Below are 26,693 nucleotides of genomic sequence, written 5' to 3' on the forward strand. Positions count from 1 at the left end.
TGCCCAGTCTGTACTTTGGGGACTGCATTAGAATCGTTTTCATGTCTGACACTGCTCTTGCTTATCTCGCTTCCCCCGACGTGTTGGCCCGTGCCCGTAAGATCAAACTGTTTCTGATGGACGTGGATGGCACTCTGACCGATGGCGGCGTCTGTCTGATCTCGACGACTTCTGCTGACGGGTCTGCGGATGCTGTCGTCTCCGAGATGAAGGTCTTCAATGCGCAAGACGGACAAGGGCTGTCGCTTGCCCACACGATGGGGATTCAGACAGGGTTCATCACCGGTCGATCTTCGCCCGCAGTCGCCCGGCGCGCCAAAGAACTGAAGGTCACTTTTGTCTATCTAGGGCAGGCGAAGAAGACCGAGGCGTTCGAGGAGTGCATGCGGAAGGCGGGTGTGACCGAAGAGGAAGTTGCCTATATGGGTGATGATCTGCCGGACATTCCGCTGGCGCAGCGAGCTGGATTGGCTGTGTGCGTGGCCGATGGGGCGCCTGAGTTGAGGGCGATCTGTCACTTTACGACTCGCCGACTTGCTGGACGGGGCACCGCGCGCGAAGTGGTGGAGCTTATCTTGAAGGCGCAGGGACGATGGGACGAGGCAGTGCCACAAGCGCTTGCCTAAGACTTCACAGAAGGCGCGAGGACTACCGATGCCTCACTTGTCAGGAGACGAAACGTAAAGGTCTCCTGGAGGTAGAGCCGAACGACAGCATCGGTGTGACTGAGATAGCCGATAGAGACATCCTGCCCGATGTTGAGCTCGAAGTCGCCGCCGCGCGTGGTTAGCACAAAGGCTCCCTCTATAGCAGGTGCCCAGATGATATTGCCGTCGACGAGACGCTTGACGTGTTCGAGAACGGGATGCCCATAGTCGCGTGTCTTCGCGAGCTCTGTATACGCGTTGGCGCCAAGCAGGATGCTTTAGTTGCTCGCTGGTCTATGAAAAAGCCAGGGCGAACTAGCCCTTCGTTTTCGATGGTGCGAACCGATGGTGATCGGTTTTGCTGAAGTGCTCTCCTAGAGTTTACGGTACCGTCCAGCTGAGTTTCTGGTGAGAAGGAGAGGACAGTGGATCGAATTGACTGCTACATGAGGCTGTGAAGCAGAGGGAATCTCCGAGATGCTAAGTTGTCGTGATAGGCACATGCCGCCGGGACGATGTGATGTCAGTGCAAAGGACTGTGCAGTGAAGTGATCAAGCCGCCTGTGGAACGTGTGGTGCGAGGCCTTTTGCGAGGTTGTAATCTCTAAAGATTTCGCGCGTTCATCTCGCCGGCAAGATACTCTGAGGCGCGCATCGAGAGTGCCAGGATGGTCATCGTTGGGTTTTGCCAACCGGCACTTACGAAGCTCGCTCCATCAACGACGAATAGATTCTTATGATCGTGGCTCTGGCACCACTTATTCAGCACGCTCTTCTTCGGATCATCGCCCATGCGACAGGTTCCGACTTCATGGATACTGTACCCCGGTGGATTGGGAACGGTATTTTTCGAAAGCACTTCGAATCCAGCCGCATCCGCCACTGAGCAGCCAACTTCGACCGCATCCTTCGCCATGTCGAACTCGTTGTCGGTGTACCTGGTCTCGATACGAAGCACAGGAATACCCCACGCGTCCACCTTCTCCTTATCGATGCGGACGTGGTTCTCGTAACGCCCGAGTACCTCTCCCATCACGGTGATGTAAAAGGCGCTTCCGTTGTAATCGTGCAGCTTCTGCTGCAACTCCGCGCCATACGCCGCGAAGTTGCGTGGGTCTACCCCACCCATACGGCTGGTTATATTCAGCGCGTAGCCACGCAAGAACTTGTCATACTTCGTTGTAATGTTGCGGAAGCGCGGCACGATTGCTGAGCCACCCATCAACTGTGCTGTTGCCTTGCCATTGCGCGCCTCAGGCACCGAACAGGTGACGCCCGGTCCGTAGATCTGGTCCATCAGGTAGTGCCCCATAACGCCGCTCGAGTTGGCGAGATTTGAGTTTAACAGCAGGCGAGTACTCTCAAGCGTTCCCGCGGCCAACACAACTACGCGGGCTTTCACATGCATCTCCCGGCGCGAGAGCCTATCAATGAAGTTGCACCCATTCGCTAGGCCAGTGTTCTTGTCGACTGTAATCTGCCGAACTACGGCATTAGCAATTGAGGTCAGTTTGCCAGTTTGTTCCGCATCCGGCAGCAGAAGATTCACCGAACTCGCCAAGCCATCGCGGCCTTGCGCGCGGCGCTGCTTGCAGACTGGCATGTTGTACGCCTGCGAAGCTTTGATAAACCGCTGCATCGACTCGGACCACCCATCATCGACAGGAACGAAGTTGCCATTTGGCATCTGCGGTGGACCGTCCTGTGCGCCCGCCACCTGGAAGATATCTTCTACGCGTGAATAGTACGGCGCCAGGTCGGCAAGATTGATAGGCCAGTCTTCGCCGAAACCATCATGCGACTTGCCCTTGAACTCGTAGTCACTCAATCGGAAGGACTGACGCGACCAGAAGAGCGAGCGACCGCCGAACAGGCGTACGCGTACCCAGTTGTACGGATTCGCGGGATCGAAGGTGTATGGAACCTCTTCTTCGTCTACCCAGACGTTCGCGTTGAATTCGTTCGCCTGGAAGACATGCTCCAACCGCCCGGGTGGTTTGAAGCCGCGATACGGCAGATCGTACGCGGGCTTGCGCTGTGCATCTCTGGCTACGTCGGCTACCGGACCCGCGTTCAGCATCAGGCATCGAATGCCCTTCTCGGTCAGGATCTTGGCAGCCATGCCGCCGGCGTGACCCGACCCAATAATTAATACATCGAAGGTTGTGTCTGTCATTGTTTTTATCTGGGGAGTCGCTTACTTCTAACGCGGGTAGGAAGGCATGGAGTGCGCGGCCTTGGGTACAGCCATCACATGCGGAGGCAGGTGCGTGGAGGTTGCGCCGAGGCCGGCCATATCTGGCTCGATCGGAGACCAGTAGAGTCCGCCCGTTACCCAGTCCTGGCCGGCAGCCGCCCCGGCATCGTCCCAGACCTTTGAGTTCATCGTCGCAGTCCGGATGTCTTCATGAGCGATGTTGATGAAGTCCGCGTGCAGTTCGGTGGGTGGATGGTCCGTCATCCAGGTGCGCAGCCACGGCTTGATGAGCGCATCCGCCTGGGTTGTGTTCAACTGCGCGAACGGCTGCTTGTACTCGCTCTTTGCTTGTGCGTTGAGCCAATCCAATCCACCGCTGTATACCTTTCGGCGCGCCTCGGGTGATTTCCCGATCAGGAAGTCGAGGAACATGGGGGTTCCCGCCTGGATCGCGCCTGGCTTACTGCCGAGAGGTGGCAGAAGTAAGTCACATAGCCGCGTGAAAGTAGCAAGTTGAACAGGAGTAAAAAACTTCGCCTCCATCTCCGCGATCCCATCGGGGGCTTCAGTGACCGGCAGCGGCGTCTTGGGATTCAGTCCCAGTGTCCACGCTACAGGAGCCGGTGGCGGCGGCTCGGGGTTCGCTTTCTGCTGAGCTAGCAGTGCCTTCGGAAGAAATCCTACCGAGATGACAGCGCGAACGAATTCACGACGCAGCATAACTCTCCTTTTGCTTACACAAAGATTACACTCCAACTTCTTCTGGCGTCCAACACGTGCAGCGGCAGGTGAGCTTGAGCGAATGAACTCGTGAGTCATCTCTGGCTTTCGTGCGAACAGGCACGGCGAGTTGGAATTTGTCAGGTCGTAGCCCGAGCATGCGAGGTGTTCGCTTTGCCGTGATACCAGATGAAGCTGGCAGAGTCGTCAGCGTGAGTGGGACGACGACCATACGGTTATAAAGCCCGGGCGGACGCACGAGATTTAGGGAGGATGCTGGGGGCACAACTGCGCGGGCTTATCAGTCCGGCTTATCCGCATCATCCTCAAATCGCCATGTGTCCTCATCACGGGTCTTATGTTTCGGCCAGAACTTAAATCAACGTACTAACTCGATTTTTATCGATTACTTTAAACACTATCGCTGACTGCTTGGCGTGATGCGGTGTAGCCGAACTCGATCAAGAGTTGCGGCTGCAGCTAGAACGGCCTCATCGGCGTAGGCGCGTGCGGTGAGTTGGATGGCTATGGGGAGATTTTCTGGGGAGCGGGCGATGGGGACTACAGCGGATGGGGAGCCTAAGAGGTTGGACCACTGGGTGTAGCGCATGGCGTCGAGGTAGGCGAGCTGGGCCGGTGCGCCTGCGTGGGCGGAAGCGCCTGCGTGCTCTAGGGTCCACTGGCGTTCGCCGTGGCGGAAGGCGGGGATGGAGCAGACGGGGCTGAGAAGGATGGGGAAGGCGCGCATCTCTTCGAGGAGCAAGGAGCGGATGGGGTCGATCGCGGCCCAGGTTTGGAGGAGTTCGTTCGCGGTGGGCGGTGGGAGGGTGTGGGCTATGTCGAGGAAGTCAAGGAAGGTCGGGCTGAGGAGAGAGTGTTGGTCTGGCTTATGGGGTTCGAGGAGCATGGCGCCGCAGCGGACGAAGAGGGTGTACCAGAGCTGACGGGCGGCTTCGAGCGCCTTGGGCCGGAAGGGTTCGACGCGGAAGCCCTGGCGGCGCAGGGATTCGGCTGCGGTGAGGACGGCCTGGCGGGTCTCGGGGGTGACGGGGGCGATGCCATCGTCCTCAAAGTAGCCGATGGGGATTCGTTTTACGTCGTCGAGGGAGACGGGGCGGTAGGGGACGGGGGCGGCGATGGGGTCAGTATCGAGCGCTCCGGAGACGACGCGGAAGAGCAGGGAGACGTCGGCGATGGTGCGGGCCATGGGGCCGATGGTTCCTAGTAGCGAGAAGGGGCCGGCGCAGGGCGGGAGGTGTCCCGCGGCGGGGATGCGGCCGGGGGTTGGCTTGAGGGCGCAGATGCCGGTGAAGTGGGCGGGGGTGCGGACGGAGCCTCCGCCGTCGCTGCCGAGGCCACCGGCGGAGAGGCCGGCGGCGATGGCGGCGGCTTCGCCGCCACTGGAGCCTCCGGCGGTGCGGGTGAGGTCCCAGGGGTTGTTGGTGCGGCCGTAGAGGCGGTTGTCGGTCTCATAGGCCATGAGGAACTCGGGGCAGTTGGTGGTGCCGAGGATGATGGCCCCGGCGGCGCGGAGGCGTTTGACGGCCTCGGCGTCATGGGCCGGGACGTGGCCCTGGTGGAGGAGGCTGCCGGTCTCGCAGCGGTGGCCGGCGACCGAGATGGAGGCTTTGATGGTGAGGGGGAGGCCGTGGAGGGGGCCTCGGTCTCCTGTGGCGTTGTCGAGGGAGCGGGCTTGTTTGCGGATGCGGTCAGGATCGAAGTCGATGAGGGCGTTGAGCTGGGGGTTGAGCTGCTCGATGCGGATGATGTGCTCTTCGGCCAGCTCCAGGGCGGAGATCTTGCGCGTGGCGAGGAGGGCGAGGAGATCGACTGCGGGCTGGGTTAGGAGATCGGACATCTCTTTGGGTTATACCGGATGTTTCTTGCGGGAGAGGAAGTCAAGGGTAAGTGGTAGCTTTGGTATGACCAATTTGTTGTGGAAATTAGAGAGCTTTGGGTTTTTGTGGTGATTTGTGGTGGATTTTAGGGGGATGTCACGGTTTTTTGCATTGATTGGTTGGGGTTTTGCCGGGTTTTGCGGTTGATGAGTGTCGTTGCAAAGTGTGGTGGTTTGTGTGGTGCTAGATGGTCTCGTGATGGTTCTTTGTGTGGCTGCTAGGTGCAGATTTTCGTAACCGACCTGCGGCGGGGTGGAGTGAAGGTGACGGCGGGTTTTTCGCTGTGCTGCTCATAAGGAAGTTGTGATGACGCGGGTTGGATAACGGCAAGCGCAACAATGACGATACCGGCGAGTGCAGCCGCGACATGCAAGTGCAAATACAGGGGTCCTTCGCTGCGCTCAGGATGACGACTCAAACAAGAGCAGCAACGGCAGCAAAACAACAAAGCAGCAACAGCAGCAGTGACGGCAGTGAAAGTGCAACAGCAATTGCAATTGCAACAGCAACAGCAAAGACAAATGCGGGGGTTCTTCGCTTCGCTCAGAATGACAGCGTAAAACTAGCAACAGCAACAGCAACGGCAAATGCAGATTCCCTTCGGGAATGACAAGCGAAAAGGATTCGTTTCGGGGGTGACGAAAGCAGGTTCCCCATTCGACTTCGCTCAGGGCAGGCTCTTCGGGAAGGACAAAAAGGAGAGGCAAGAGCAGCAGCGTAATGGTGGTAGATGCGAAATGCCGGAGTTTTAGAACAGGCGCGAACAGGCGAGGCTTATTGTGGGTTGGTTTCGGGTGGGGTGGAGGCTTGGGGTTGGTAGTGGAACTGGTAGGGGCGGGTGGGGGAGCCTGATTCGTAGCGGGTGTTGTAGTTGAGCTGGTAGGCGGTGTAGGCGGTGTGGGCGGGGTCGTCGGGGTAGTGTTCGGTGGCGGGGTAGGGGTAGGCGCTCATGCCGTGGAAGGGGAGTGAGCCGACGGCGAAGGGGGTGGCTTCGTAGAAGTCCATGTCCTTGACGAAGCCGTTGGCGTAGAAGAAGAAGTCGCGGGTCCAGCCGGTGGGGAGCGGAGGGAGCGGGGCGGCGCTGAACTCTAGGTCCATGTCCTCTCCGGTGCCGAAGATGACGAACTGGTCGTCGATGGCGTGGAGGAGTGGGGTGACGTCGCCGTAGCGGGTGTAGGAGCCGCGATGGGGGACGAAGGGGCCGGTGGAGCTGATGCTCTGGTAGTTGTAGGTGAGGTCGCCGGGGGTGTGGCCGTCGATCTGCTGGGGGTAGCCGCGGAGGGCGAGGTCGGCGTGGGCGAGGGGGAGCTCGGTCTGGCGGAGGTTGTCCGGCTGGGCTTCGTTGCTGGGCTGGGCTTCGTTATCGACGAGTGCCTGATCCCAGTAGATCTGGAGGTTGGTGGTGATGCGGATGCGGGTGGTGCCGGGGGGGAGCTTGCCGGTGAGGTCGACGACGACGGTGCGGGGGAGGCCGGCGGGGAAGCCCATGTCGTCGACGATGCGTTGCCAGGTGCCGGTTTTGTCTCCCGATCCGTTGGGAAGCTGGGCTTCGATGTAAGGGGGGATGGGGGTAAGGCCGGCCTGCCAGGCGGAGTACATGGAGCTGGCGGAGAAGTATTCGATGAAGCCGTGGAGGAGGAGCAGGGGGCGGTTAGGGGACCAGGGGCCGAGGTCGAGGGTGAGGGTGTGGGGATTGGCGAAGCCGGCGTAGGGGAGGTTGGTGAAGTCGCGGAGGTAGGTGGGGGCGGGGGCGGCTTGGGGAGGAGATGTGCGGGTTTGGGAGGAATGCGGGGATCCTTCGCTCCGCTCAGGATGACGACTTGTGAGGGGTGGCGGGGGGTCCGAAATGGGTGACTGAGCATTTGAGATAGTGGGCTGGGGGTTTGAGGCTGACAGGGGTTGGTGGCTTAGGAGGGGGAGGACGTTGTTGCCGTGGTCGTCCCAGGCTCCGGCCAGGGGATGGGCGGAGGAGGTGACGATGGTTTTGGTTTGGGCGAAGGGCGGGGCGCTGAGGAAGCCCTCGTTGGGGTAGACGGAGGTGGCGGCGGGGTGGTCGATGGCGACGAGGCGGACCTGGTCGACGAAGTTGACCTCTTCCATGGGCTCGCCGAAGCGGAGGCTGTAGGTGCCGTTGCGGGCGTGGAGTTGGGAGCCCGGGACTTTGATCCACTCGTCGGGGTCGGGGATGTTGTGCTGGGTGGGGGAGACCCAGTGGCCAACGACGGCGGCTCCGATGACGTCGGAGATGAAGGTGTACTGGGTACCGTTCCAGGCGAAGAGGGTGGGGCAGGAGCTGCCGCGGCGGTCGAGTTCGGTGATGGATTGGGGCTTGGGTTGGGTTCCGGTGTGGGAGACGGTTTGGGGTTTGTAGGCGGCTAGGTCGATCTCGTCCTGGGGGACGCCGGTGGGCCAGAGGAGGCGGACCAGGTCGGCGCGGTCGGCGGTGCCGAGGCCGGCGAGGATTCCGGAGGGGGTGGTGATCTCCCACTTCTGCCAGAGGCCGTTGGCGAAGACCTCGACCTTGGTGCCGAGGGCGGACTTGTTGTCGGCGAGGCCGGTGAGGGCGATGTGGAGGGAGTGATTGCGGCTGCCGCCTGTGTTGGCGAGCAGGAGAGCGGAGCCGTCGGACTGGGTGAGGAGGAGGTCAGCGGCTCCGGTGTGGCGGAGGTCGGCGGCGAGGAGGGATTTGGGCGAGGTGAGGGGAAGGTGGTCGAGCTGGAGTTGGGCGGTGACGTCGGTGAAGCCGGCGGGGCCGAGGTTGCGAAGGATGCGGAGCTGGGCGCCGGTGGAGGTTTGGACGAGGAGGGCGAGGTCGATCCAGCCGTCGTTGTCGAAGTCGATGGGGATGGCGGCGGTGGCGGAGAGGGCGTCGGAGAGGGGGAGGGGGACGCGCTCGAAGGAGTGGCCGTCCAGATTGTGCCAGAGGGTGACGCCGGGTGCTCCGGTGTGGGTGAGCAGGACGTCCATCCAGCCATCTTTGTCGAAGTCGAGGGTGGTGACGGAGGTGGTGGGAGGGAGGCTCGCGGCGAAGAGGGGGGAGGCGGCGAAGGGGCCGTCGCGGCGGTTGCCGAAGAAGGTGGGGGCGGGGGAGGGGCCGGTGACGAGGAGGTCGACGGCGCGGTCGTTGTTGAGGTCGGAGAGGATGGCGGAGGTGGTGCTTCCGCCGAGGCCGCTGTTGCCGCCAGTGCTGGCGTTGCCGCTGGTGCCGCCGTTACCACCCAGGCCGGATTCGTGGGTCCAGTCAGTGAAGGTCTGGTTGCCGTTGTTGCGCCAGAGGAGGTTGGGGGTGGAGGTGGTGGGGGAGCCGGTGACGAAGAGGTCGAGGTCGCCGTCGTGGTCGAAGTCGACGAAGGTGAGGCTGGTGGGATGGTTTTTGGGGGTGATGCCGGAGGCGGCGGTGACGTCTTCGAACTTATTGCCGCCGAGGTTGCGGAGGAGGTGGATCTGGTCTTCGCCGGAGGGGGTGGTGAGGGCGAGGGCGAGGTCGGGGAGGCCGTCGTTGTCGTAGTCGCCTATGGCGCAGGCTAGGCCGGTGCCGGGGAGGTGGATGTTGGTTTCGGCGGGGGGAATGGCTTCGAAGGTGGCGTTGGAGTTGGATTGGCGGAAGAGGCGTATGGCCTGATCGCCGGCGCCCATTAGGACTAGGGTGGTGGCGTCGGCGGCGGAGGGCAGGAGGCAGGCGGCGCCGGAGGTGGGAGCGGGGAGTGCGGGAGTGCGCCAGGATTCGCGGAAGGTGACGGGGATCATGGCGGCGATGGTGGTGACGGGGAGCGAGGCGACTTCGACGCGGCCGTAGCCGCCCTCTTCGCCGTAGGTGTGGGTAAGGGGGGTGGAGAGCTTCTCGGTGGTGATGCGCTGGAATTGGACGAGGTACTGGTGGGCTTCGGCGGGGTGGCCCTGGCGCTGGAGGCTGTGGGCGAGGCCGAAGAGGGCGGAGGCGTGGATGGGGTTGAGGGCGAGGGCTTTGCGGTACTCGGCCAAGGCAGCGTCGAGGTCGCCGAGTTCAAGGTGCATGGAGGCGGCGAGGTAGTGGGTGTCGGCGTCGGTGGGGTCGAGGGCGAGGACTTTGTTGAAGGCGTCGAGGGACTGCTGGGGCTGGTTCTGGTTGCGATAGAGAAGGCCTAGGGCGTACCAGGCGTGCGGGTCGCTGGGGGCTTTGGCGGCGGCGAGGGTGAGGGCCTGCTCGGCCTGGGGGAGCTGCTGGAGGTAGAGGAGGGCGATGCCCTGGTTGAGTTTGGCGAGGGCGAGGGTGGGGTCGGTGGTGTAGGCCTGGGCGAAGGTGTCGACGGCGCGCTGGGCGAACTGTTGGTTCATGAGGGCGGTGCCGAGGTTGTTGAGGCGGGCGGCTTCGCGGGCGGATTTGGTTTGGGGCTGGGCTTGATTTTGGGGCTGGGCTTGCGATGGGATCAGGGGGAGGAGGGCAGCGGCGAGGAGGAGAGTGCGGAGTTTCATGCGTGGATACCGGAGTGTACTGGGTCTGCGGGTAAGGAGGCGAGGGCAGTCTGGAGGGTGTCGCAGACTTCGGCGATCTGGGCTTCGGTGATGCGGTTGAAGAAGGGCAGGGCGAGGGTGCGGGCGGCTTCGGATTCGGTGATGGGGAGCGGGCTGTGCGGGTGGCCGGCGTAGGCGGGTTGGAGGTGGATGGGGGCGAAGTAGCGTCCGCAGCCGATGCCGGATTGCTGGAGGTGCTGGACGATGTGGTCGCGGTCGGCGGAGGTGAAGTGTGGGGCGAGGCGGACGACGTAGACGAACCAGCTGATGCGGAGGTTGGGGACGTCGATGGCGGGGAGGACGAGGTTTGGGTTCGGGGCGAGATGGTGGTGGTAGAGGCGGGCGATGTGCTCGCGGCGAGCGAGGATCTCGGGGAGGCGTGCGAGCTGGGTGATGCCGAGGGTGCAGGCGATGTCGGAGAGGCGGTAGTTGTAGCCGAGCTCCTCGTGCTGGAACCAGTTGGCGGAGGTGCTGGAGGCTTCGGGGCGGCCTTGATTGCGGAGGCTGCGTATGCGGGCGGCGAGCTCGGGGCGAGGGGTGAGGACGATGCCGCCTTCGCCGGTGGTGATCTGCTTGTTGGGGTAGAAGGCGAAGACGGCGAGGTCGCCGAAGCTGCCGGCTGGCTGATTGTGGTACTGGGCGCCGATGGCCTCGCAGGCGTCTTCGATGAGGAAGAGGTGGTGGCGGCGGGCGAGGGCGAGGAGCGCGTGCATGTCGGCGGGGCGGCCAAAGGTGTGGACGGCGAGGAGGGCTCGGGTGCGGGGGGTGATGGCCTGTTCGACGGCTGCGGGGGAGAGGTTGAGGGATTCGGGGTCGATGTCGACGAAGACGGGCGTGGCACCGACGTAGCGGATGGCGTTGGCGGCGGCGATGAAGGTGAAGGAGGGGACGAGGACCTCGTCTCCCTTGGTGATGCCGAGGGCGAGGAGCGCGAGGTGGAGGCCGGCGGTGCCGGAGCTTACGGCGATGGCGTGGGGGACGCCGGTGTAGTGGGAGATGGCGGATTCGAATTCGGCTAGCTTGGGGCCGAGGCTGAGATGTGGGCTGCGCAGGACGGCGGCTACGGCGGCGATCTCGGGCTCGGTGATGTCGGGGGCGGAGAGGGGGATCTTCATGGGGTTAATGGGTGCGGGTGAGGACGGAAGGCGTAACACGGATTTGGACGGATGAGACGGATTTTGAGAACAGGCCAAGGCAAAGGCAACGGCAAATGCTAGAGCAACGGCAAAAGCAAATGCGGGGGTCTCTCCACTGCGCAACAGACGATGAGACTGTCTGTTGCTTCGGTCGAGATGACGAGTGCTGGGTGGCGGGTGAAGTAATAACAGGCGACAGATGATGCTTCCTGTGTGACGGCTGAGCTTGGGTGGTTGATGAAGAAAGAAGAAGCAATAGTGACGACTCGTTCGAATAGGGTATCGATTTCATGCGGGGTCTGGGAGGGGTTGGGCGTGTTTGTGGAGGAGGTGTTCGAGGGGGGTGGTGGTGAGGACTTCTACGATGCGGTTGGAGGCGTGGCCGTCGCCGTAGAGGTTTTCGTGGGGTAGGAGGCGTTGGCGGAAAGCTGGATTGGTGGCTTTGGCGATCTGGTGGAGGATGGGGGCGGGGTCCGGGTCTCCTGGGGGGATTGCGGCGTCGAGGATGTTGGGGCCGCGTTCGCGTCCGTGCTGGCGGAGGCCAATGTTGACGACGGGGAGATGGAAGGAGGCGGCCTCCATGATGCCGCTGCTGGAGTTGCCGAGGAGGAGGGTGGCCTCGCGGAGGAGGCTCCAGTAGGTGATGGCGGGGAGGTTGACGAAGAGGCGGGCGTTGGGGTGGCGGAGGCAGAAGGCGTGGATGCGGTCCATGAGGGCGTAGCTGCCGGCGTCGGCGTTGGGGTAGCAGAAGAGAATGTGGCCGGGGGTGTGCTGAGACTGGTGGGTCTGTCGGCTCTGCTGAGCCTCTTGGGCCTGTTGGGTCCGTTGAGTTTGTTGCGACTGCTGGGCCCGTTGAGTCTGGTGGGCCTGTTGGGACGACTGAGATTGTTGAGTCTGGTGGTCCTGTTGTTTTAGCGCGAGGTGTTCGAGTGCTTTGAAGAGGGCTTCGGCTTCGGCGGTGTGGTTGGGAAGGAGAGTGACGGGGTGGTAGGCGACTACGGTGATCGGGCCGGTGAGGGGTAAGCCCAGCGCGGCTTCGAGTTGATTGCGGGTGAGCAGGGTGCTGCGGCGGAGGTGGTCGAGTGAGGGGGCACCGGCGCGATGGACGCGCCAGGGCTCTTCGCCCATGGCGATGACGCGGGCGCGGGCGGTGTGGGTGGAGGTGAAGTGGAGATGAGCGAGCTTGGTGAGGGCGTTGCGGACGGCGTCGTCGATGGCGCCTTCGCTGATCTCGCCGCCTTCGATGTGGGCGATGGGGATGCGGAGGGTGAGGGCGACGCTGGCGGGGGCGAGCATCTCGTATCGGTCGGCGATGAGGAGGAGGAGGTCGGGTTTTAGCTGCGCCAGGGCGTCGGCCAATCCCAGGGTGGCGAGGCCGAGGGTCTTGGCCATGCCGATGCCGGTGTCGGAGCTGAGCAGGCACTCGATGCGGGCGGCGATGGGGAGGCCGTCGCGCTCGATCTCCTCGACGGTGGAGCCGAACTGGGGGGAGAGGTGGGCGGCGAGGACGATGAGCTTGAGGTCGACGCCTGCGTGGGCGGCGAGGTCTTTGAGGGGCCAGTAGAGATGGCTGTAGTCGGCGCGGGAGCTGGTGACGACGGCGATGGTTCTTTTCATGCGCGGGCTTCCTGGAGGGTGCGCGGCGATTGTCTGGCGGCTTCGAGGAGGAGTGCGCTGGGGGTGTACTCGGGGACGAGCTGGAGGATGGTGTGGAGGAGGGCGGGGAGATCGCGGTTAGTGATGGCTTGCTGGAGAGTGCGCATGGCGGCGTGGAGGGTGGCGGCAGAGGGCGCTGGGCTGGAGATGGCGGTGAGGGTTTGTTTTTGATTGCCGGTTTCAGGGAGCAGGGATTCGCGGGGGGAGAGCAGGGACTCTTCCAGCTTGTCGCCGGGGCGGAGCTGGGTGAAGACGAGGGAGGCCGAGCTGGCGTGAGAGGCGATGAGGTCGCGGGCTAGATCGGCGATGCGGATGGGGGTATTCAAATGCGGGAGGAAGATGATTTCCTTCTTGAGAGGCGACGGGGGTTGCGGCTCTAGTGCGGCGGGTTCTAGTACGGCGGGCTCTAATGCGGCGAGGAGGGCTTCGATGCACTGGTCGAGGGAGAGGAAGTAGCGGCTGGCTTCGGGGTGGGTGACGGTGACGGGGCCGCTGCGGGCGATCTGGTCGAGGAAGAGCGGGAGGACGCTGCCGCGCGAGCCGAGCACGTTGCCGAGGCGGACGGCGGTAAGGCGCGTGGTGGAGGTGCTGGCGAGGAGGAGGAGTTCGGCGATGCGCTTGGAGGCGCCCATGAGGCTGGATGGGTCGACGGCCTTGTCGGTGGAGACGAGGACGAGGTGCTCGGCGTGATGCTGGGTGGCGGCCTCGAGGAGGGCGTAGGTGCCGAGGACGTTGTTGGCGATGGCGGCGAAGGGCTGGCGCTCGAGCAAGGGGACGTGCTTGAAGGCGGCGGCGTGGAAGACGATCTCGGGTTGGTGGAGTTCAAAGATCTCGGCGAGGAGTGCTGGGTCGCAGACGCTTCCGAGGAGAGAGACATGGGGTGTTGGGAGGTCGCGGTCGATCTGGTAGAGGGCGTGTTCGGAGGCGTCGAGGAGGAGGAGGCTGGCGGGTGAGGAGGCGGCGATGGCTTGGGCGAGGGCGGAGCCGATGGAGCCGCCGGCTCCGGTGAGGAGGATGCGCTTGCCGGAGAGATGCTTGCTGGTGAGGGCTTGCGGATTCGGCTGCGTGGATGGTGGGGGTAGGGTCACGGTTGGGTCTCACTGATTATAGGAGGGCGGTGGTGAGGGGTTTGTGTTGGGTTTGCGTGGGGCGAATATTTTTCTATGAGTGGTTTTGGTGGTTGCAATGGCGATTGCCACAGCGACGACAAATACAACGGCAACGATAAATACAAAAGCAATGGCAAATACAACAGCAACGGCAAATACAACGGCAACGGCAAATACGGGGGTCCCTCCACTGCGCTGCTCGCGATGAGACCGCGAACAGCTTCGGTCGGGATGACGCTCTTTTTTGGATCTTCGTGAGAAAAGAGAAAAGAGCAACGACAACAGCAAGGACAGCGGCAACAGCAACGGCAAGGGAAAAGGAAGGACAACAGCAACGGCAAGTACGACGCAACCTATGCAATGAAAACTGGCAGATTTGGAGCTAAGTTGGCGGGGCGAACCAGAGGATGGGTTGGCGGATGGGGCAGTTGCGGATGATCTCGGGGTCGGTGGGGTCGGGGTTTAGGTGCTGCCAGAGTTTGATGTATGGCTGGTGGTGACAGGCGAGGCCGCAGAAGAGGAGGCCGGGGGAGCGTACGGGGAGGATGTCGAAGTGTTCTACGTCTTTTTTGTAGGGCCAGGAGGTTTTGTCTTCGAGGTAGGGGAAGAGGAAGGCGGCGGCCTGGCAGATGCCGCGGCCGTCGGATAGTTGGAAGGCGAAGAGGTCTTCGGTGGGGGTGCTGAGGGATTGGCAGAGGGTAGCCATGACGTCGAAGTTGAAGATGGAGTAGCTGTAGGGCTTGGTGCGGGCGAGCTCTTTGGGGAAGCTGCCGTTGGGCGCCATCTGGTTGGGGAGGAGGATGGTCTTGAGCTGGGTGCGAAGGTGGGCGCGGGTCGGTTCGTCGTCGATGAGGCGGGCGTACTCGGCTGCCTGCAGAGACCAGCAGGCGGCGTGGTTATTGGTGGCGTTGCGCTCTTCGACGCCGGGCTTGCTGGACTGGAGCCAGTCGAGGTAGTCGCGGAACCAGGCATTGAGGGTGGCTCGTTCCGCGGGTGTGAGGAAGGCGGGGAGGAGGCTGGCGGCGCGGGCGACTTCGACGAGATGGAGGGTGTCGATGATGCCGTAGGACCTTCCGGGGAAGGCTCCGTGGACGGCCTGGGCGTACTGGAGGTTGGGGTTCATGCGGGTGGCGAGCGAGAGGAACCAGGCGCGGAGGTGATCGGCGGCGTGTTGGGCGTAGCGTTGGTTGCGGGTGAGGAGCCATGCGGCGGTGAGGGCGGGCATCTGGATCGAGAGGGCGATCATGGCCTGGCGGTGGCCGTGGAAGATGTTGGGATTGCTCTGGCCGTCGCGGCTGAGGTAGGGGCCGGTGGGGTTGGCGGGGTCGGGCCAGAAGTAGTCGGCCTGGGAGTAGAAGTCGTGCGGGCTGAGTGGGGTTTCTGGGCCTCCGGATTCTTCGGAGCTGGCGGGCGCGGGGAAGCTGGTGATGGTCTGAGGTTGGATCTTGAGGTAGAGGGCTGCGGCGCGGAGGATGCGGTTGCGGTCGGTGCGGGCTATGAGGTTGTAGGGAGTGGGAGAGTCGGCGCGGGCAGGCAAGGTGCGGGTGAGGGCTGCTGCGGCTACGCTGGCGCAGAAGGTTCGGCGGGTGAGAGTTTTTTGTGGGTTGCGGCTCATTGGGAGTTGCCGGTGGGTGCGGCGGCGGGGCGTTGCTTTTGGCCGTCGGCTTGTATGTCGGCGATGGCGGCGGTGGCGATGCTGTCGCGGCGGCGGATCTGGGTGAGCATGGCGGTGGCGGCTTCGGGGGTATAGCTGTGGTTGCCGGTCATCAGGTTGTGGACCATGGTCTCGCGACGTTGATCGTCGACGGACTCGGTTTTGGCGACGGCAGCGGCGACCTTGGGCAGGAGTTCGTAGAAGTGGGTGAGTATGGCGGAAGCCTGCTCAGGGTGGTAGCTGAGGCGGTCGCCGGTCTGCATGGCGTCGGTGAGTTCGTCGGGCGGGGTGTCGACGGGGGTGTTGTTCTGGAGGGCGTCGTAGGCCTCGCGGAGGCGCTGGATGGTGCCGGAGAAGCCATCGAGTTCGGCGCGGCGGGCGGTGAGGGTGAGGTCGCGTTGGATGCGGAAGGTGACGGCGGAGGTGATGGGGAGATCGCCGGTGGTGACGATGGTGGTGAGGGTGTTGCCTTCAAAGTGCCAGCCGGGTTTGGCGGCGTCGGGCTGGTAGGGAATGGAAATATCGTTGACGGTGACTTGAGTGGGTGGCCAGTCGTCTGGGAGCTTGAGTTGGTAGCTGCGGCTGGTGGGCATGCCTGGGTACGTGCCTTGCGCGGGGGCGACGGTGACGGTGAGGGTGTCGGCTGATTGGGTGGCGGAGAGGGTGGTGCGGGCGGATTCGTTGGTGGTGTAGTTGGGGGAGTCGCCGCTGTCTTCGTAGAGGGTGTACTGGGAGGTTGCGTTGTTGGCGAGTGGGTTGATTTCTACTATGAGCGGGCTGAGGGGATGCTGGTTGGTGTAGAGCATGGGCGGGGCCAGGGGGACGATAGCTCCGGCGCGAATGTAGAGGGGGGTCTGCGGGAGAGAAAAGGAGCGGTCGAGTTTGAGGGGGCCGGTGAAGTGGCGGCCGGTGGGGGATTCGATCCACTCGCCGGGGGGCAGCCAGATGGTTTGGTGGGCGAGGTTGGTCTCAGGATCGGCGGGGGTGGCGATGGGGGCGACGAGGAGATTTTCGCCTAGCTGGTACTCGTTTTTGCTGGTGTAGGCTTCGGGGCTCTCGGGCCAGTTGTAGTAGAGGGGACGGAGGAAGGCGACGCCGGTGTCGTAGGTGCGGCGGGCTTCGGTGTAGAGGTATGGCAGCAGGGCGTAGCGGAGGGTGTAGGCCTGGCGCATGACGTCGGAGTACGGCTCGGGATAGGCCCAGATGCGGCGTTCGGCGTCGGGATTTTTGGTGGTGTGGGTGCGGAGGATGGGGCTGAGGGCGCCGAACTGGAGCCATCGGGTGTAGAGCTCGGGGTCGATCTTGCCGGGCATGTGGCCGCCGATGTCGTGGCTCCAGTAGGCGTAGCCGACGTTGGCGGCGGTGGCGGTGAACCAGGGCTGGAAGGCGAGCGAGTCCCAGGTGGAGATGACGTCGCCGGAGAAGCCGATCTGGTAGCGGTGGTTGCCGAGGCCGCCCCAGCGGTGGAAGAGGAGGGGGCGCTTGCCCTCGCGCTGCTGGTCGGTGAAGTGGACGTAGTTGAGCCACCAGGTGGGGTTGACGCCGGGAAGTTTGGTGTGGGTGGACTGCTGCCAGTCGAGCCACCAGAAGTCGATGCCCTGATGCTCGAGGGGGTGGTGGAGGAGGTCGAGGTAGTTGCGGGCGAATTTTTTGTCGGTGATGTCGAAGGGGATGTAGTTGTTGGAGGCGGGGTCGATGCCCATGGCGCGGGCCATGGCGGGGTAGGGCTCTTCGAAGGGCTGGACGCCGGAGGCGGGGTGCAGGTTGAGGGTGACTTTGAGGCCTTCGCGATGCATCTTGTCGAGGAAGAGCTGGGGGTCGGGGAAGAGGAGCTTGTTCCAGGTGTAGCCGGTCCAGCGGGCCTGGTTGCCGGAGGGATCTTTGACGCTCCAGTCGTTGCCGAAGGGGAGGTGCCAGTCCATGTCGATGACGAGGACGTCGAGGGGGACGTTGTTGGCGCGGGCCTGGTGGACGAGGTCGTCGAGCTCCTGATCGCTGTAGGACCAGTAGCGGGACCACCAGGCTCCGAAGGCGAAGCGCGGGGGGAGGGGGATGCGGCCGGCGACGCGGACGTAGTCGAAGAGGGCTTGCTTGTAGTCGTGGCCGTAGGCGATGAGGTACCAGTCCTGGCGGAGGATGGGGGTTGCGGGATCGGTGGTGGTGGGGGATTCGGATTGCTTGAGCTGGTCGTATTGGGTTTCGGTTTGGTTGGTGATCTCGGGACGCTCTGCGACCCAGGGGAGGGGGCTGTCTTCGCCGCGGGGGAAGCTGAAGTCGGCGGAGTCGAAGAGAGGTGTTGTGGAGTCGTCGACGATGGCCCAGCCGGAGCGGGAGATGAGTCCCTGGCCGATCGGCTCCTGGGTCTTGCCGCCGCGTGCGCCGTCAAGGGTGCGGGTGGTGCCGAGGAGGTTTTCGGGATCGGTGAGACCGGGGGTCCAGGTGACGGGCTTGCCGTTGAGGGTGAGCGAGACGGCGAGGTTGGTGGGGGTGAAGTGGCCGTCGCTGTTTCCGCTGTTGTGAGGCGAGAGGGTGTACGTGAGGTCGAGGCTGGCGGTGTGGAGGTGCAGGACGCGGCTGGCGGCGGTGCGGGTGATGTTTTTGGTGAAGGGCGGGACGGGGAGGCGGCGGTTGAGGAAGACGAAGGAGGCGCGATCTTCGAAGTGTGCGCCGGCGGCCCACTCCATGCGGATCATCTGCGGGGTGAGGACGGTGAAGCGGGCGTTGCCGAGGGTGACTTGGGCGGAAGGGTCGGCGATGGGGTTGTAGTTTTCTGTGGGGTCCTGGGCTTGGATGGCGGCGGTGAGCAGGAGTAGCGCGGGGAGATAAAGGCGAAATGCGGGGGTCTTGACGGGTACCGAGGTACGGGCTGATTCGCTGTGGATACGAGATGCGGGGGTCTTGACGGGTACCGAGGTACGGGTGGATTCGCTGTGGCGAAGAAATACGGGGGTCTCTCCACTGCGTCGTGCGGTGAGGCTGCACGACTCCGGTCGAGATGACGCTTTTATGAGACGGGTTAGGTGGAGGTAGATTTTGCGGGCGATTGGTGGTAGGCGGGTACTAGGTTCGTGCGACAGCTTTCTCAAGGCAGCTCCCAGACTTTGAGGTAGTCGACCAGCATCTCGGAGGGGAAGGCGGTGGTGGGGTCGGGGTTGCCGGGCCAGTCACCGCCTACGGCGAGGTTGACGATCAGGAAGAAGCGCCGGTTATCGAAGGGCCAGACGGCTCCGGGTGGCAGATCTTTTGGGGTGTAGGTGACGTAGGGCTTGGCTGGGTCGTCGATGTAGTAGGCGATGCTGCCGGGCTTCCAGATCATGCCGTAGGTGTGGAAGCCGGCGGCGAAGGGCGCTCCGTCGGGGAGTTTGGCCGGGGTGCCGAGGAGGGTGCCGGTAAAGCTCTTGCCGTGGATGGAGCCGTGGATGGTGTCAGGCTCTTTGCCGATGTTCTCCATGACGTCGAGTTCGCCGGAGGCGGGCCAGTTGACGGTGTCGATGTCCTCTCCGAGGAGCCAGAAGGCGGGCCAGATGCCTTGACCGGCGGGGATGCGGATGCGGGCCTCGATCCGGCCGTACTGAAAGGACTTCAGGTGTTTGGAGAGGAGACGGGCGGAGGTGTAGCGGCCGTCGGGCATCTTTCGGGCGACGAGGTGGAGGAGGCCGTCCGCTACGAAGGCGTTGGGCTGGGCGGAATCGCAGGGCGGTTTGCCGGAGCCGTAGGCGCAGTAGAACTCGAGCTCGCCGTTGCCCCAGCCGTCGCCTCCGGTGTCGTAGGTCCAGATGGCAGGGTCAGGCTGGGGGTTGGCGATGGAGTGGAAGGTCTCTTGCCAGAGGAGCTTTTCTTTCTTCTCTTTGTTAGAGGGCCCTTCGTGATGTATCCCTTCGCGAGGAGACCCTTCACGAGGAGACCAGGAGGCGTGGGCGGAGGCTGCCGGCAGCAGCGTGGCGGCGAGCAGGGAGAGGCAGAGAGCCTTCCGGCCAGCCATGCTATTGCTCGTGGTCATTTTTGTCCTCTTTGGCTACGGTCTTTTCGGGGACCGCTTGTCCGTTTTGTCCGGCGGCGATCTTGACGGGGGCCGTGACTTTGAAGGTTTCGTGGAGGGTGGCGCGGGAGCTGTCTCCGACCCAGAGGTCGAAGTCGTCGGGCTCGACGCCCCAGGCGCGGGTGGCGGGACTCCAGAACTGCAACTGGCGAGGGCCGATGGTGAAGGCTACGGTCTTCGATTCGCCGGGCTGGAGGGTGACACGCTCGAAGCCTTTTAGCTCACGCACGGGGCGGACGGCGGTGCCGGAGCGCTGGTGGGTGTAGAGCTGAACGACCTCGTCACCGGGGCGGGAGCCTTTGTTTTCGACGACGACGGTGGCCTCGAGGGAGCCGCCGGACTGAATCTCGGAGGTGTTGAGCTTGAGGTCGCGCAGGGTGAAGGTGGTGTAGCTCAGGCCGAAGCCGAAGGGGTAGAGCGGAGTGGTGGGCTCGTCCCAGTAGAAGGATTTGAAGTCGGCGGCCTCCTGATTGACCTTGGTGGCGTTGTGCGCGTAGTAGATGGGGATCTGACCGGTGGAGCGGGGCCAGGTGAGGGGGAGTTTGCCGCCGGGGTTGGCGTCGCCGAAGAGGAGATCGGCTACGGCGTGGCCGCCTTCGGTGCCGGGCTGCCAGACCTCGAGGATGGACGGCACGTGGGTGGAGGCCCAGGTGATGTTGAGCGGCCTGCCGTTGACGAGGACGAGGGCGACGGGCTTGCCCGCCTTGCGGGCGGCGAGGGTGACGGCCTGCATCATCTCCTCCTGGCGGCCGGGCAGATCAATGGAGGCGCGGGAGGCGTATTCGCCATTCATGGAGGCGTCTTCGCCGAGGATCAGGAGGGTGAGGTCGGCCTTGAGGCTGGTGGCGACGGCTTTGGCGATGGGTGAGTCTGGGGCAGGCGGGTCGGAGTTGTAGGGACGCGGGGTGATGGTGTCGGGGTTGAGTTCGGCCTGCGGCTCGCGTCCGATGGGGACGCCAGGTTCGTAGAGGATCTGCACGGCGGCGCCGGCGCGCTCACGGATGGCGGAGAGGAGGGAGAGGGTCTCCGACTTTTTTGCCTTGGCGGGCCAGGAGCCCATGAGAGCTGCGGGGGTATCCGCGAGTGGGCCGATGACGGCGATGGAGTGGATGGAGGGCGCGATGGGCAGGGTGTTGTCCTCGTTGCGCAGGAGGACGGCGGTCTCGCTGGCGGCGTGACGGGCCTGGGCGCGATGGGCGGGGTCGGTGAGGGTGGCTTCAGTTTTGGACGCGTCGACGTAGGGGTGTTCGAAGAGGCCCATGAGGACTTTGATGCGGAGGATGGGGCGGACCGCGTCGTCGAGTTCGCGGAGGGAGACGTCGTGGTTGGCGACGTGTTCGGGCAGGAACTTGAGGTAGGTCTGGCTGCCCATATCCATATTTTCTCCGGCCTTGAGGGCGCGGAGGGCGGCCTGGTCGAGGTTCTCCACGTAGCCTTCGCTGCGCATGGTGTGGATGGCCCAGGAGTCGCTGACGACGAAGCCGCGAAAGCCCCACTGGTCGCGCAGGACGCCGCGGAGCAGAGCTGCGTTGCCGCTGGCGGGGACGTCATTGAGGGACATGTAGGCACTCATGACGCTGCCTGCTCCGGCTTCGACGGCGGCGCGAAAGGGAGGGAGGTAGACGTTCTGAAGCTGGACCTCCGGGAGGTAGACGGAGTCGTAGTCGCGGCCGCCGGGCGGTGCGCCGTAGCCGGCGAAGTGTTTGACGCAGGCGAGGATCTTGCCGGGTGCGCCGAGCTGGGGTCCCTGAAGGCCCTGGATCTTGGCGACGGCCATGCGGCTGGCGAGGTAGGGATCTTCGCCGGAGCCTTCGACGATCCGGCCCCAGCGGGGGTCGCGGGCGATGTCGAGCATGGGGGCGAAGGTCCAGTTGATGCCGACGGCGGCGGTCTCCTGGGCGATGGTCGCGTGCATGGCTTCGACGAGGGCGGGGTCCCAAGTGGCGGCCTGGGCGAGGGAGATGGGGAAGAGGGTGCGGTAGCCGTTGATGACATCGAAGCCGAGGAGCAGGGGGATGTGCATCCGGGTGCGATCCATGGCAAGGTGCTGGACGCGGTTGATCTCGACGGGGTCGGCGAGGTTGAGAAAGGCGCCGACGTCTCCGCGGAGGATGGCGTCGTCGGAGGCGTTGACGTAGTCGAGCTGGTTCAACTGGCCGATCTTCTCGGCGACGGTCATTTTGGCAAGCAGGGAGTCGACGCGGGCGGCTACGGCTGCCTCGGAGGGGATGGTGGCAGGAGACTGCGAGGTGGCGAGGGGGGTGACGGAGGTGATTAGGAGGAGGCTTACGAGGAGGGTGCGAGGCCGCAGGAAGCAGGACCTTAGGGTGGGCTGGTGCGTCGAGGATGCCTTGCGTCCGTTCCCTTGAGGAACGCGGGTCGTTCTGTCTTGATCCTGCATGAGCCTCTCGGAAGGTGTGGCGTCTGGGACGCCGTCGAAGGATGCTATCTCTCCGATTGAGTCGCCACCTATGCGACAGCCTGGGGGGAAGAAGAGGCAAGTTTTACGGTGTTAAGGTTAGGTTGGTCTGGATTTTGCGATGTTAATGACCGTAGAGCCAGAGATAGGGCGGTTACGGCGGCCTGAGGGGAGTTTGCGGGGCTTAACGCCGTGTAACTTGCCGCTTAAGCCTGCGCAGCACGTAAGGTGGTAGGGCTGCCTTTGCGCAGAATGGGAGAGAGATGAAGCGGATAGCGTCTTGTTGCTTGTCTGGTTGTTTGTACGGGGCCTTCGCGATCGCGGGTGTTGTAAAGCCGGTTGTGACGTTGGGCCAGGGTGCTCCCTTTGCGCTGCAGAGCGGGGACAGGGTCTTGTTTTACGGGGACAGCATTACGGAGCAGCAGTACTACACGCGGGATGTGGAGCTGTATGCGCTGACCCGGATGCCTTCGAGCAACATCACGTTCGTGATGTCGGGGGTGTCGGGGGACAAGGTGAGCGGTGGGGGAGGCGGGCCGGTGGATCTGCGGCTGCCGCGGGATGTGTTTGACCTGAAGCCGACGGTGGTGACGATCATGCTGGGGATGAACGACGGCTACTACCGTCCGTTCGAGCCGGGCACGATGCTGACGTACGAGCGCGGCTACGAACATATTCTGGACGAGATCAAGGCGCATGCGCCTGAGGCCAAGGTGGTGGTGTTGCGGCCTTCGGCGTATGACGAGGTGACGCAGCCGGGGCATGGAACGGCGGGATATAACGACTTCCTGATCAAGATGGGCGACTCGGTGGCGCGGATGGCGGCGGAGCGGCATCTGGCGGTGGTGGACCTGAATGCTCCGATGGTCACGGCGCTGACGAGTGCTCGGGCGAAGGATCCGGTGATGGCGGCGATGCTGATCGGGGACCATGTCCATCCGGGTCCGGGGATGCACTGGGTGATGGCGGATGCGGTGTTGAAGGGGTGGGGTGCGTCTCCGGTGGTGACGAGCGTGACGCTGGGCGCGGCGCATGGCAAGGTGGTGTCATCGGTCAATACGTCGGTCACGGAGGCGGAGGGGTCGGGGAAGACGCTGTCGTCGCTGTCGTGGGTGCAACTGGACCGGGCGCTGCCGCTGCCGCTGCCGGTGGCTGCTACGGATCCGGTTACGGATCTTGCGCTGCGTGCGTCGACGGTGGTTGAAGATCTCGACCAGGAGATGTTGACGGTGGGGGATCTGGCTGTGGGGCGGTATGAACTGCGGATCGACGATGCGGCGGTGGGCACGTTTACGAGCGAAGAGCTGCGGAGCGGGGTCAATTTGGCGCGGTTGGACACACCGATGCGGCGGCAGGCGATGCTGGTGTTCCTGGCCAACGAGGGGAAGATCTCGCTGGATACGAATCGCAACCATCTTCTGCGTAATGTGCCGAGCGCGTCGAATGACGAGTCGCTGGCTGCGGTGAAGACTGCGCTGCAGGCAGCGGATGCGGAGCAGAGACGGTTGGCGCAGCCGGTGAGGCACCGGTACGCGTTGGTGCCGGTGCGCTAGGGTGAGGAAGAGCTCGATGATGTTCTGCGGTGAGTCTGAGTCAGCGGGTATGCCGGCGGCTGCAAGGACTATGAGGATTCATCTGCGGCCTATTTTTCTCATGCTGCTGGTGTGCGTGGCTCTTGCGTTTACGCCCGGCCTGCTTGGGCAGAGCCCGGTAGAGCGCCCTGCCTTGACGCGGATGCAGGAGTACAGGGCGCATCGGAGCTCGTCGGCCGATCCGCTGGGCGGCAATGAGGACCATCGGGAGATCGCACCGGGAGGGACGCTGGAGCTGCTGGATGCGGATGGTCCCGGCACGGTGACGCATATCTGGTTCACGATCTCGACGGGTGGGGTGGAGAACTACTTCCTCAAGAAGATCATCCTGCGCATGTACTGGGATAACGAGACCGAGCCGAGCGTAGAGACGACCCTGGCGGACTTTTTTGGGGAACACTTCGGCGATCTGCGGCCTTGGAGTTCGGAGATGCTTTCGGTGGGGCCGGACCGCTCGATGAATTCGTTCTTCCCGATGCCGTTTCGCAAGCATGCGCGGATCACTTTGACCAACGAGGGCAGCCTGAAGATCGGACGCATCTATTTCAATCTGGATTATGTGATTCACAACAAGCCGCTGCCTGCGGATACGCTTTACTTCCACGCCTGCTTTACGCAGCAGCAGCCGGCGCATGGCTGGACGGACGATTGGAAGATCAATCGGGACGTTGCGGCCAAGCCGAATCTGGATGGGAAGGGAAACTTCAACTGGCTGGAGGCGACGGGCAAGGGGCAGTATGTCGGCGTGGTGATGTCGGTGCTGCAGAATCAGGATGGGTGGTGGGGCGAGGGCGACGATATGTTCTTCGTCGATGGGGAGAAGACGCCGTCGATTGCGGGGACGGGGGCGGAGGACTACTTTCTGGGGGCGTTCGACTTCTGGCCGGGTAACTACACGGGGCCTCGGTTCGGGATCTTCCGCATGGGCGAGGAGCATATCGGGAGCCGCTACACGGTCTATCGGTTTCACCTGGAGGAGCCGATTCCATTTACCAAGTCGCTGATTGCGGGGATCGAGCATGGCAGCGCGAATCATCGCTCGGATAGCTACTATGCGACGGCTTACTGGTATCAGACGCTGCCGCATGCGCCGCTGCCGCCGCTGCCTGCGATTGCGGACCGTATTCCTGAGATTCAACTGGTGGGGGGGCCGGGGGTGGTGACGCCTTCAAAGCTGGAGCCGAAGCCGCCTACGGCGAAGCAGTAGGTATGACGGGTCGGCGCGGGTTTGGGTTTGTCTTCACTTGATGCCTGGGCGCTTGATGCTTGGGCGAAGAGGCTTTGCTGGTCTGCAGCGGCCCTGGCCTTTGTACGGCTGCTAAAGTCGGGTAAGACGTGTGGAAACGCAGCTTATGGAGAGACCGGAGCGACGGGCTCTTCTTCTATGACGATGGCGTTGATCATGGCGAAGTTCTGGCTGGGGATGAAGTTCAGCAGGAGCTTGCCCTGGCTGGTGGGTTTGACTCCGGTAAAGTGCCGGGTGATCTGGAAGCCGGCTCCTTTGGTCTCCTCGAGGATGTCGAGCTGCTTGATCAGCTCCATCCCGTTGCAGGTGACGTCGAAGCGGCGCATGCCGGGGGTTCCCTTTCCCTTGGGCTGGTGGGAGAACCAGGCGTCTTGAAAGTAGAGCGTGAGGCTATAGGTGCGGTTGGAGACGACTGGGATGGAGTAGCTGAAGTTGCCGAAGCGCTCGTGTTGGTAGAAGCCCTGCAGGGGGAGCTCGGGAAAGAGTTCGGTGAGCTGGCTGGTGCGACCGCCGTGGAACCAGGCATCGGGCGCCCAGACGGTGCCTTGCGGATCATAGTAGTAGGTGGGCAGGGTGGTCTGGCGAATGGGACGCATCGTGTCCCCGTTGGCGGGCAGGATCTCGATGGCGTTGATGAATGCGGTGAGGGTGATGCCTTTGAACTGCAGATGAATCTTGCCGTCCGCGGCAGGCCAGACGGAGGTGTAGATCTTTCCGGTGGCGATGCCGAATCCGCCTGCATCGGAGGTGACGTCCATCAACTGCTCGACGCGTTTGTCGTTGATGAAGATGTTCATGGCGCGGAAGCCTTCACCGTGGGCGAAGCTCTCTGCAAAGTACAGGTGGACCTCGTAGGCGGCGCGGGGCAGGGGGATGTCGTAGCTGAAGTCGCCTTCGCGGCCGTTTTGATAGATGGTGGGGTCGGTGGCTCCGCCTACCTGCGCCAGCTTGCGGTGAAAGGTGTTGCCGCCGGTGAAGAAGACGTCGGCGTTCCAGGTGCGTCCGCTGGTGTCCTGGTACGGGCGGCTTAGACCGGAGCCTATGCGGATTGCGGCGTCGGTCATGATAGGCCGCGGAGTGTCGGGGGCTTTGCGGCTAAACCAGAGCCAGGTGACTGCTGCTCCCAGCAAGGCCATGCTCAGCAGGGCGATGAAGAGACTCGCGGAGGTCCTGGGCTTTGACTTCGCTGTGACCGGACTTTCTGCTGGCGCCGCCGCACCGGGTTGAAGCTGTGGAGGCACCTCTCCGGTGGCAGCAGTGGCCTGAAGAACATGGTTGACGCTGGAGAAGGTCGCGCCTGTTTCAGCGGACGGGGTTTGGCTGGGGTCGGTCTCCGGATTCTGCACCACGAAGCTTGGCAGGCTTTGACCGATAGGCAGGGAGATCCACAGGGTGTGATCCGCGCCTTCGGTCTCATAGAACTGCTTCAGTTTCTTGCGGAGATGGTGGAGGTTGACTCGGACGCTGCCGTCCTGCTGAGGGTCAAAGTCGCTGCTGCGACCCATCACCTGAGTGGCGATCTCGTATTCCTTGATGAAAGTCTCGCCGCGCAACTGACTTTCGCAGAGGTACTCCAGGATGCGGGCGAGCGTCGGAGCTCGGCGGAACATTTCGGAGGCGAGGACTGCATCGAGCTCGGCCCGTTCTGCGTGTATGGTCTTGGTGGAACTCACTGGTGATTCGATCATGTTGCGCGCTCGCCTATGGCGCGGCCCCTGCTGCGACTGGTTGGAATTACTGCGATTGTTTCAACTGCGAACCGAGTCTACCATAACGATTCGACCTTATGAGTCGACGGAAAAGGCCGGCCGGGTGGCGTAGGTTTCTTTGCCGAAGGTGTCTTAACATTTGCCAAAAACCTTAGGTTTTATGCAAAAACACCCTTTAAC

The 26,693-nt window shown here is 63.2% G+C and carries 18 protein-coding genes; 5 read left to right on the forward strand and 13 right to left on the reverse strand.

What is annotated here, in order from left to right:
- Nucleotides 1-41: 41 nt before the first annotated feature.
- A complete protein-coding gene (locus RBB75_RS13515; RefSeq protein ID WP_353068373.1) occupies nt 42-626 on the forward strand; it encodes a KdsC family phosphatase in 585 nt (194 codons plus the stop codon).
- On the opposite strand, the gene RBB75_RS13520 is transcribed toward RBB75_RS13515, so the two are convergent.
- The 4 genes from RBB75_RS13520 to RBB75_RS13535 form a co-directional block, all read right to left on the reverse strand.
- Nucleotides 623-922: a family 1 encapsulin nanocompartment shell protein gene (locus RBB75_RS13520; protein ID WP_353070393.1), complete on the reverse strand. Its 300-nt coding sequence runs from the start codon at nt 920-922 to the stop codon at nt 623-625. The two genes, RBB75_RS13515 and RBB75_RS13520, sit on opposite strands and share 4 nt — an antisense overlap.
- A gap of 329 nt (nt 923-1,251) precedes the next feature.
- Complete coding sequence (locus RBB75_RS13525; RefSeq protein ID WP_179637278.1) at nt 1,252-2,823, reverse strand: GMC oxidoreductase; 1,572 nt, start codon at nt 2,821-2,823, stop codon at nt 1,252-1,254.
- Nucleotides 2,824-2,850: 27 nt separating this feature from the next.
- Entirely contained in the window at nt 2,851-3,564 is a 714-nt protein-coding gene (locus tag RBB75_RS13530) for a gluconate 2-dehydrogenase subunit 3 family protein (protein WP_179637279.1), read from the reverse strand.
- Between the two features lie 418 nt (nt 3,565-3,982).
- A complete protein-coding gene (locus RBB75_RS13535; protein ID WP_353068374.1) occupies nt 3,983-5,422 on the reverse strand; it encodes an amidase in 1,440 nt (479 codons plus the stop codon).
- A 356-nt stretch (nt 5,423-5,778) separates the two neighbouring features.
- Here RBB75_RS13535 and RBB75_RS13540 point away from each other — a divergent pair, with 356 nt between their 5' ends.
- Nucleotides 5,779-6,072 (forward strand): hypothetical protein, encoded by a 294-nt coding sequence (locus RBB75_RS13540; protein ID WP_353068375.1) that lies wholly within the window; start codon nt 5,779-5,781, stop codon nt 6,070-6,072.
- 164 nt (nt 6,073-6,236) lie between these two features.
- Here RBB75_RS13540 and RBB75_RS13545 read toward each other — a convergent pair whose 3' ends face one another.
- The 4 genes from RBB75_RS13545 to RBB75_RS13560 form a co-directional block, all read right to left on the reverse strand.
- Entirely contained in the window at nt 6,237-9,914 is a 3,678-nt protein-coding gene (locus RBB75_RS13545) for an FG-GAP-like repeat-containing protein (protein WP_353068376.1), read from the reverse strand.
- On the reverse strand, nt 9,911-11,068 hold the full coding sequence (locus RBB75_RS13550; RefSeq protein ID WP_353068377.1) for a DegT/DnrJ/EryC1/StrS family aminotransferase: 1,158 nt from the start codon (nt 11,066-11,068) through the stop codon (nt 9,911-9,913). The genes RBB75_RS13545 and RBB75_RS13550 overlap by 4 nt, the downstream gene beginning before the upstream one ends.
- Nucleotides 11,069-11,377: 309 nt before the next feature.
- Nucleotides 11,378-12,706: a UDP-N-acetylglucosamine 2-epimerase gene (gene neuC / locus RBB75_RS13555; protein WP_353068378.1), complete on the reverse strand. Its 1,329-nt coding sequence runs from the start codon at nt 12,704-12,706 to the stop codon at nt 11,378-11,380.
- Nucleotides 12,703-13,833 carry a polysaccharide biosynthesis protein gene (locus RBB75_RS13560; protein WP_179637285.1) on the reverse strand — a complete coding sequence of 377 codons (1,131 nt, stop codon included), beginning with the start codon at nt 13,831-13,833 and terminating at the stop codon, nt 12,703-12,705. Before RBB75_RS13560 ends, neuC begins: the two co-directional genes overlap by 4 nt.
- A gap of 75 nt (nt 13,834-13,908) precedes the next feature.
- Here RBB75_RS13560 and RBB75_RS13565 point away from each other — a divergent pair, with 75 nt between their 5' ends.
- On the forward strand, nt 13,909-14,112 hold the full coding sequence (locus RBB75_RS13565) for a hypothetical protein (RefSeq protein WP_179637286.1): 204 nt from the start codon (nt 13,909-13,911) through the stop codon (nt 14,110-14,112).
- A gap of 124 nt (nt 14,113-14,236) precedes the next feature.
- On the opposite strand, the gene RBB75_RS13570 is transcribed toward RBB75_RS13565, so the two are convergent.
- Genes RBB75_RS13570 through bglX form a run of 4 tightly spaced genes read right to left on the reverse strand, consistent with a single transcriptional unit; the run spans nt 14,237 to nt 21,948 of the window.
- Nucleotides 14,237-15,469 carry an alginate lyase family protein gene (locus RBB75_RS13570; protein ID WP_179637287.1) on the reverse strand — a complete coding sequence of 411 codons (1,233 nt, stop codon included), beginning with the start codon at nt 15,467-15,469 and terminating at the stop codon, nt 14,237-14,239.
- Nucleotides 15,466-18,594: a TIM-barrel domain-containing protein gene (locus RBB75_RS13575; protein WP_353068379.1), complete on the reverse strand. Its 3,129-nt coding sequence runs from the start codon at nt 18,592-18,594 to the stop codon at nt 15,466-15,468. Before RBB75_RS13575 ends, RBB75_RS13570 begins: the two co-directional genes overlap by 4 nt.
- Entirely contained in the window at nt 18,591-19,508 is a 918-nt protein-coding gene (locus RBB75_RS13580; protein ID WP_353068380.1) for a glycoside hydrolase family 16 protein, read from the reverse strand. The genes RBB75_RS13575 and RBB75_RS13580 overlap by 4 nt, the downstream gene beginning before the upstream one ends.
- Nucleotides 19,492-21,948: a beta-glucosidase BglX gene (gene bglX, locus RBB75_RS13585; protein ID WP_353068381.1), complete on the reverse strand. Its 2,457-nt coding sequence runs from the start codon at nt 21,946-21,948 to the stop codon at nt 19,492-19,494. Before bglX ends, RBB75_RS13580 begins: the two co-directional genes overlap by 17 nt.
- Before the next feature lie 359 nt (nt 21,949-22,307).
- On the opposite strand from bglX, the gene RBB75_RS13590 reads away from it, so the two are divergent.
- Nucleotides 22,308-23,519: an SGNH/GDSL hydrolase family protein gene (locus RBB75_RS13590; RefSeq protein WP_353068382.1), complete on the forward strand. Its 1,212-nt coding sequence runs from the start codon at nt 22,308-22,310 to the stop codon at nt 23,517-23,519.
- A 70-nt stretch (nt 23,520-23,589) separates the two neighbouring features.
- Nucleotides 23,590-24,765: a glycoside hydrolase family 172 protein gene (locus RBB75_RS13595; RefSeq protein WP_353068383.1), complete on the forward strand. Its 1,176-nt coding sequence runs from the start codon at nt 23,590-23,592 to the stop codon at nt 24,763-24,765.
- 143 nt (nt 24,766-24,908) lie between these two features.
- On the opposite strand, the gene RBB75_RS13600 is transcribed toward RBB75_RS13595, so the two are convergent.
- Nucleotides 24,909-26,492 carry a malectin domain-containing carbohydrate-binding protein gene (locus RBB75_RS13600; RefSeq protein WP_179637292.1) on the reverse strand — a complete coding sequence of 528 codons (1,584 nt, stop codon included), beginning with the start codon at nt 26,490-26,492 and terminating at the stop codon, nt 24,909-24,911.
- Between the last annotated feature and the right edge of the window lie 201 nt (nt 26,493-26,693).

Source organism: Tunturibacter empetritectus, from assembly GCF_040358985.1.
Taxonomy (GTDB): domain Bacteria; phylum Acidobacteriota; class Terriglobia; order Terriglobales; family Acidobacteriaceae; genus Edaphobacter; species Edaphobacter empetritectus.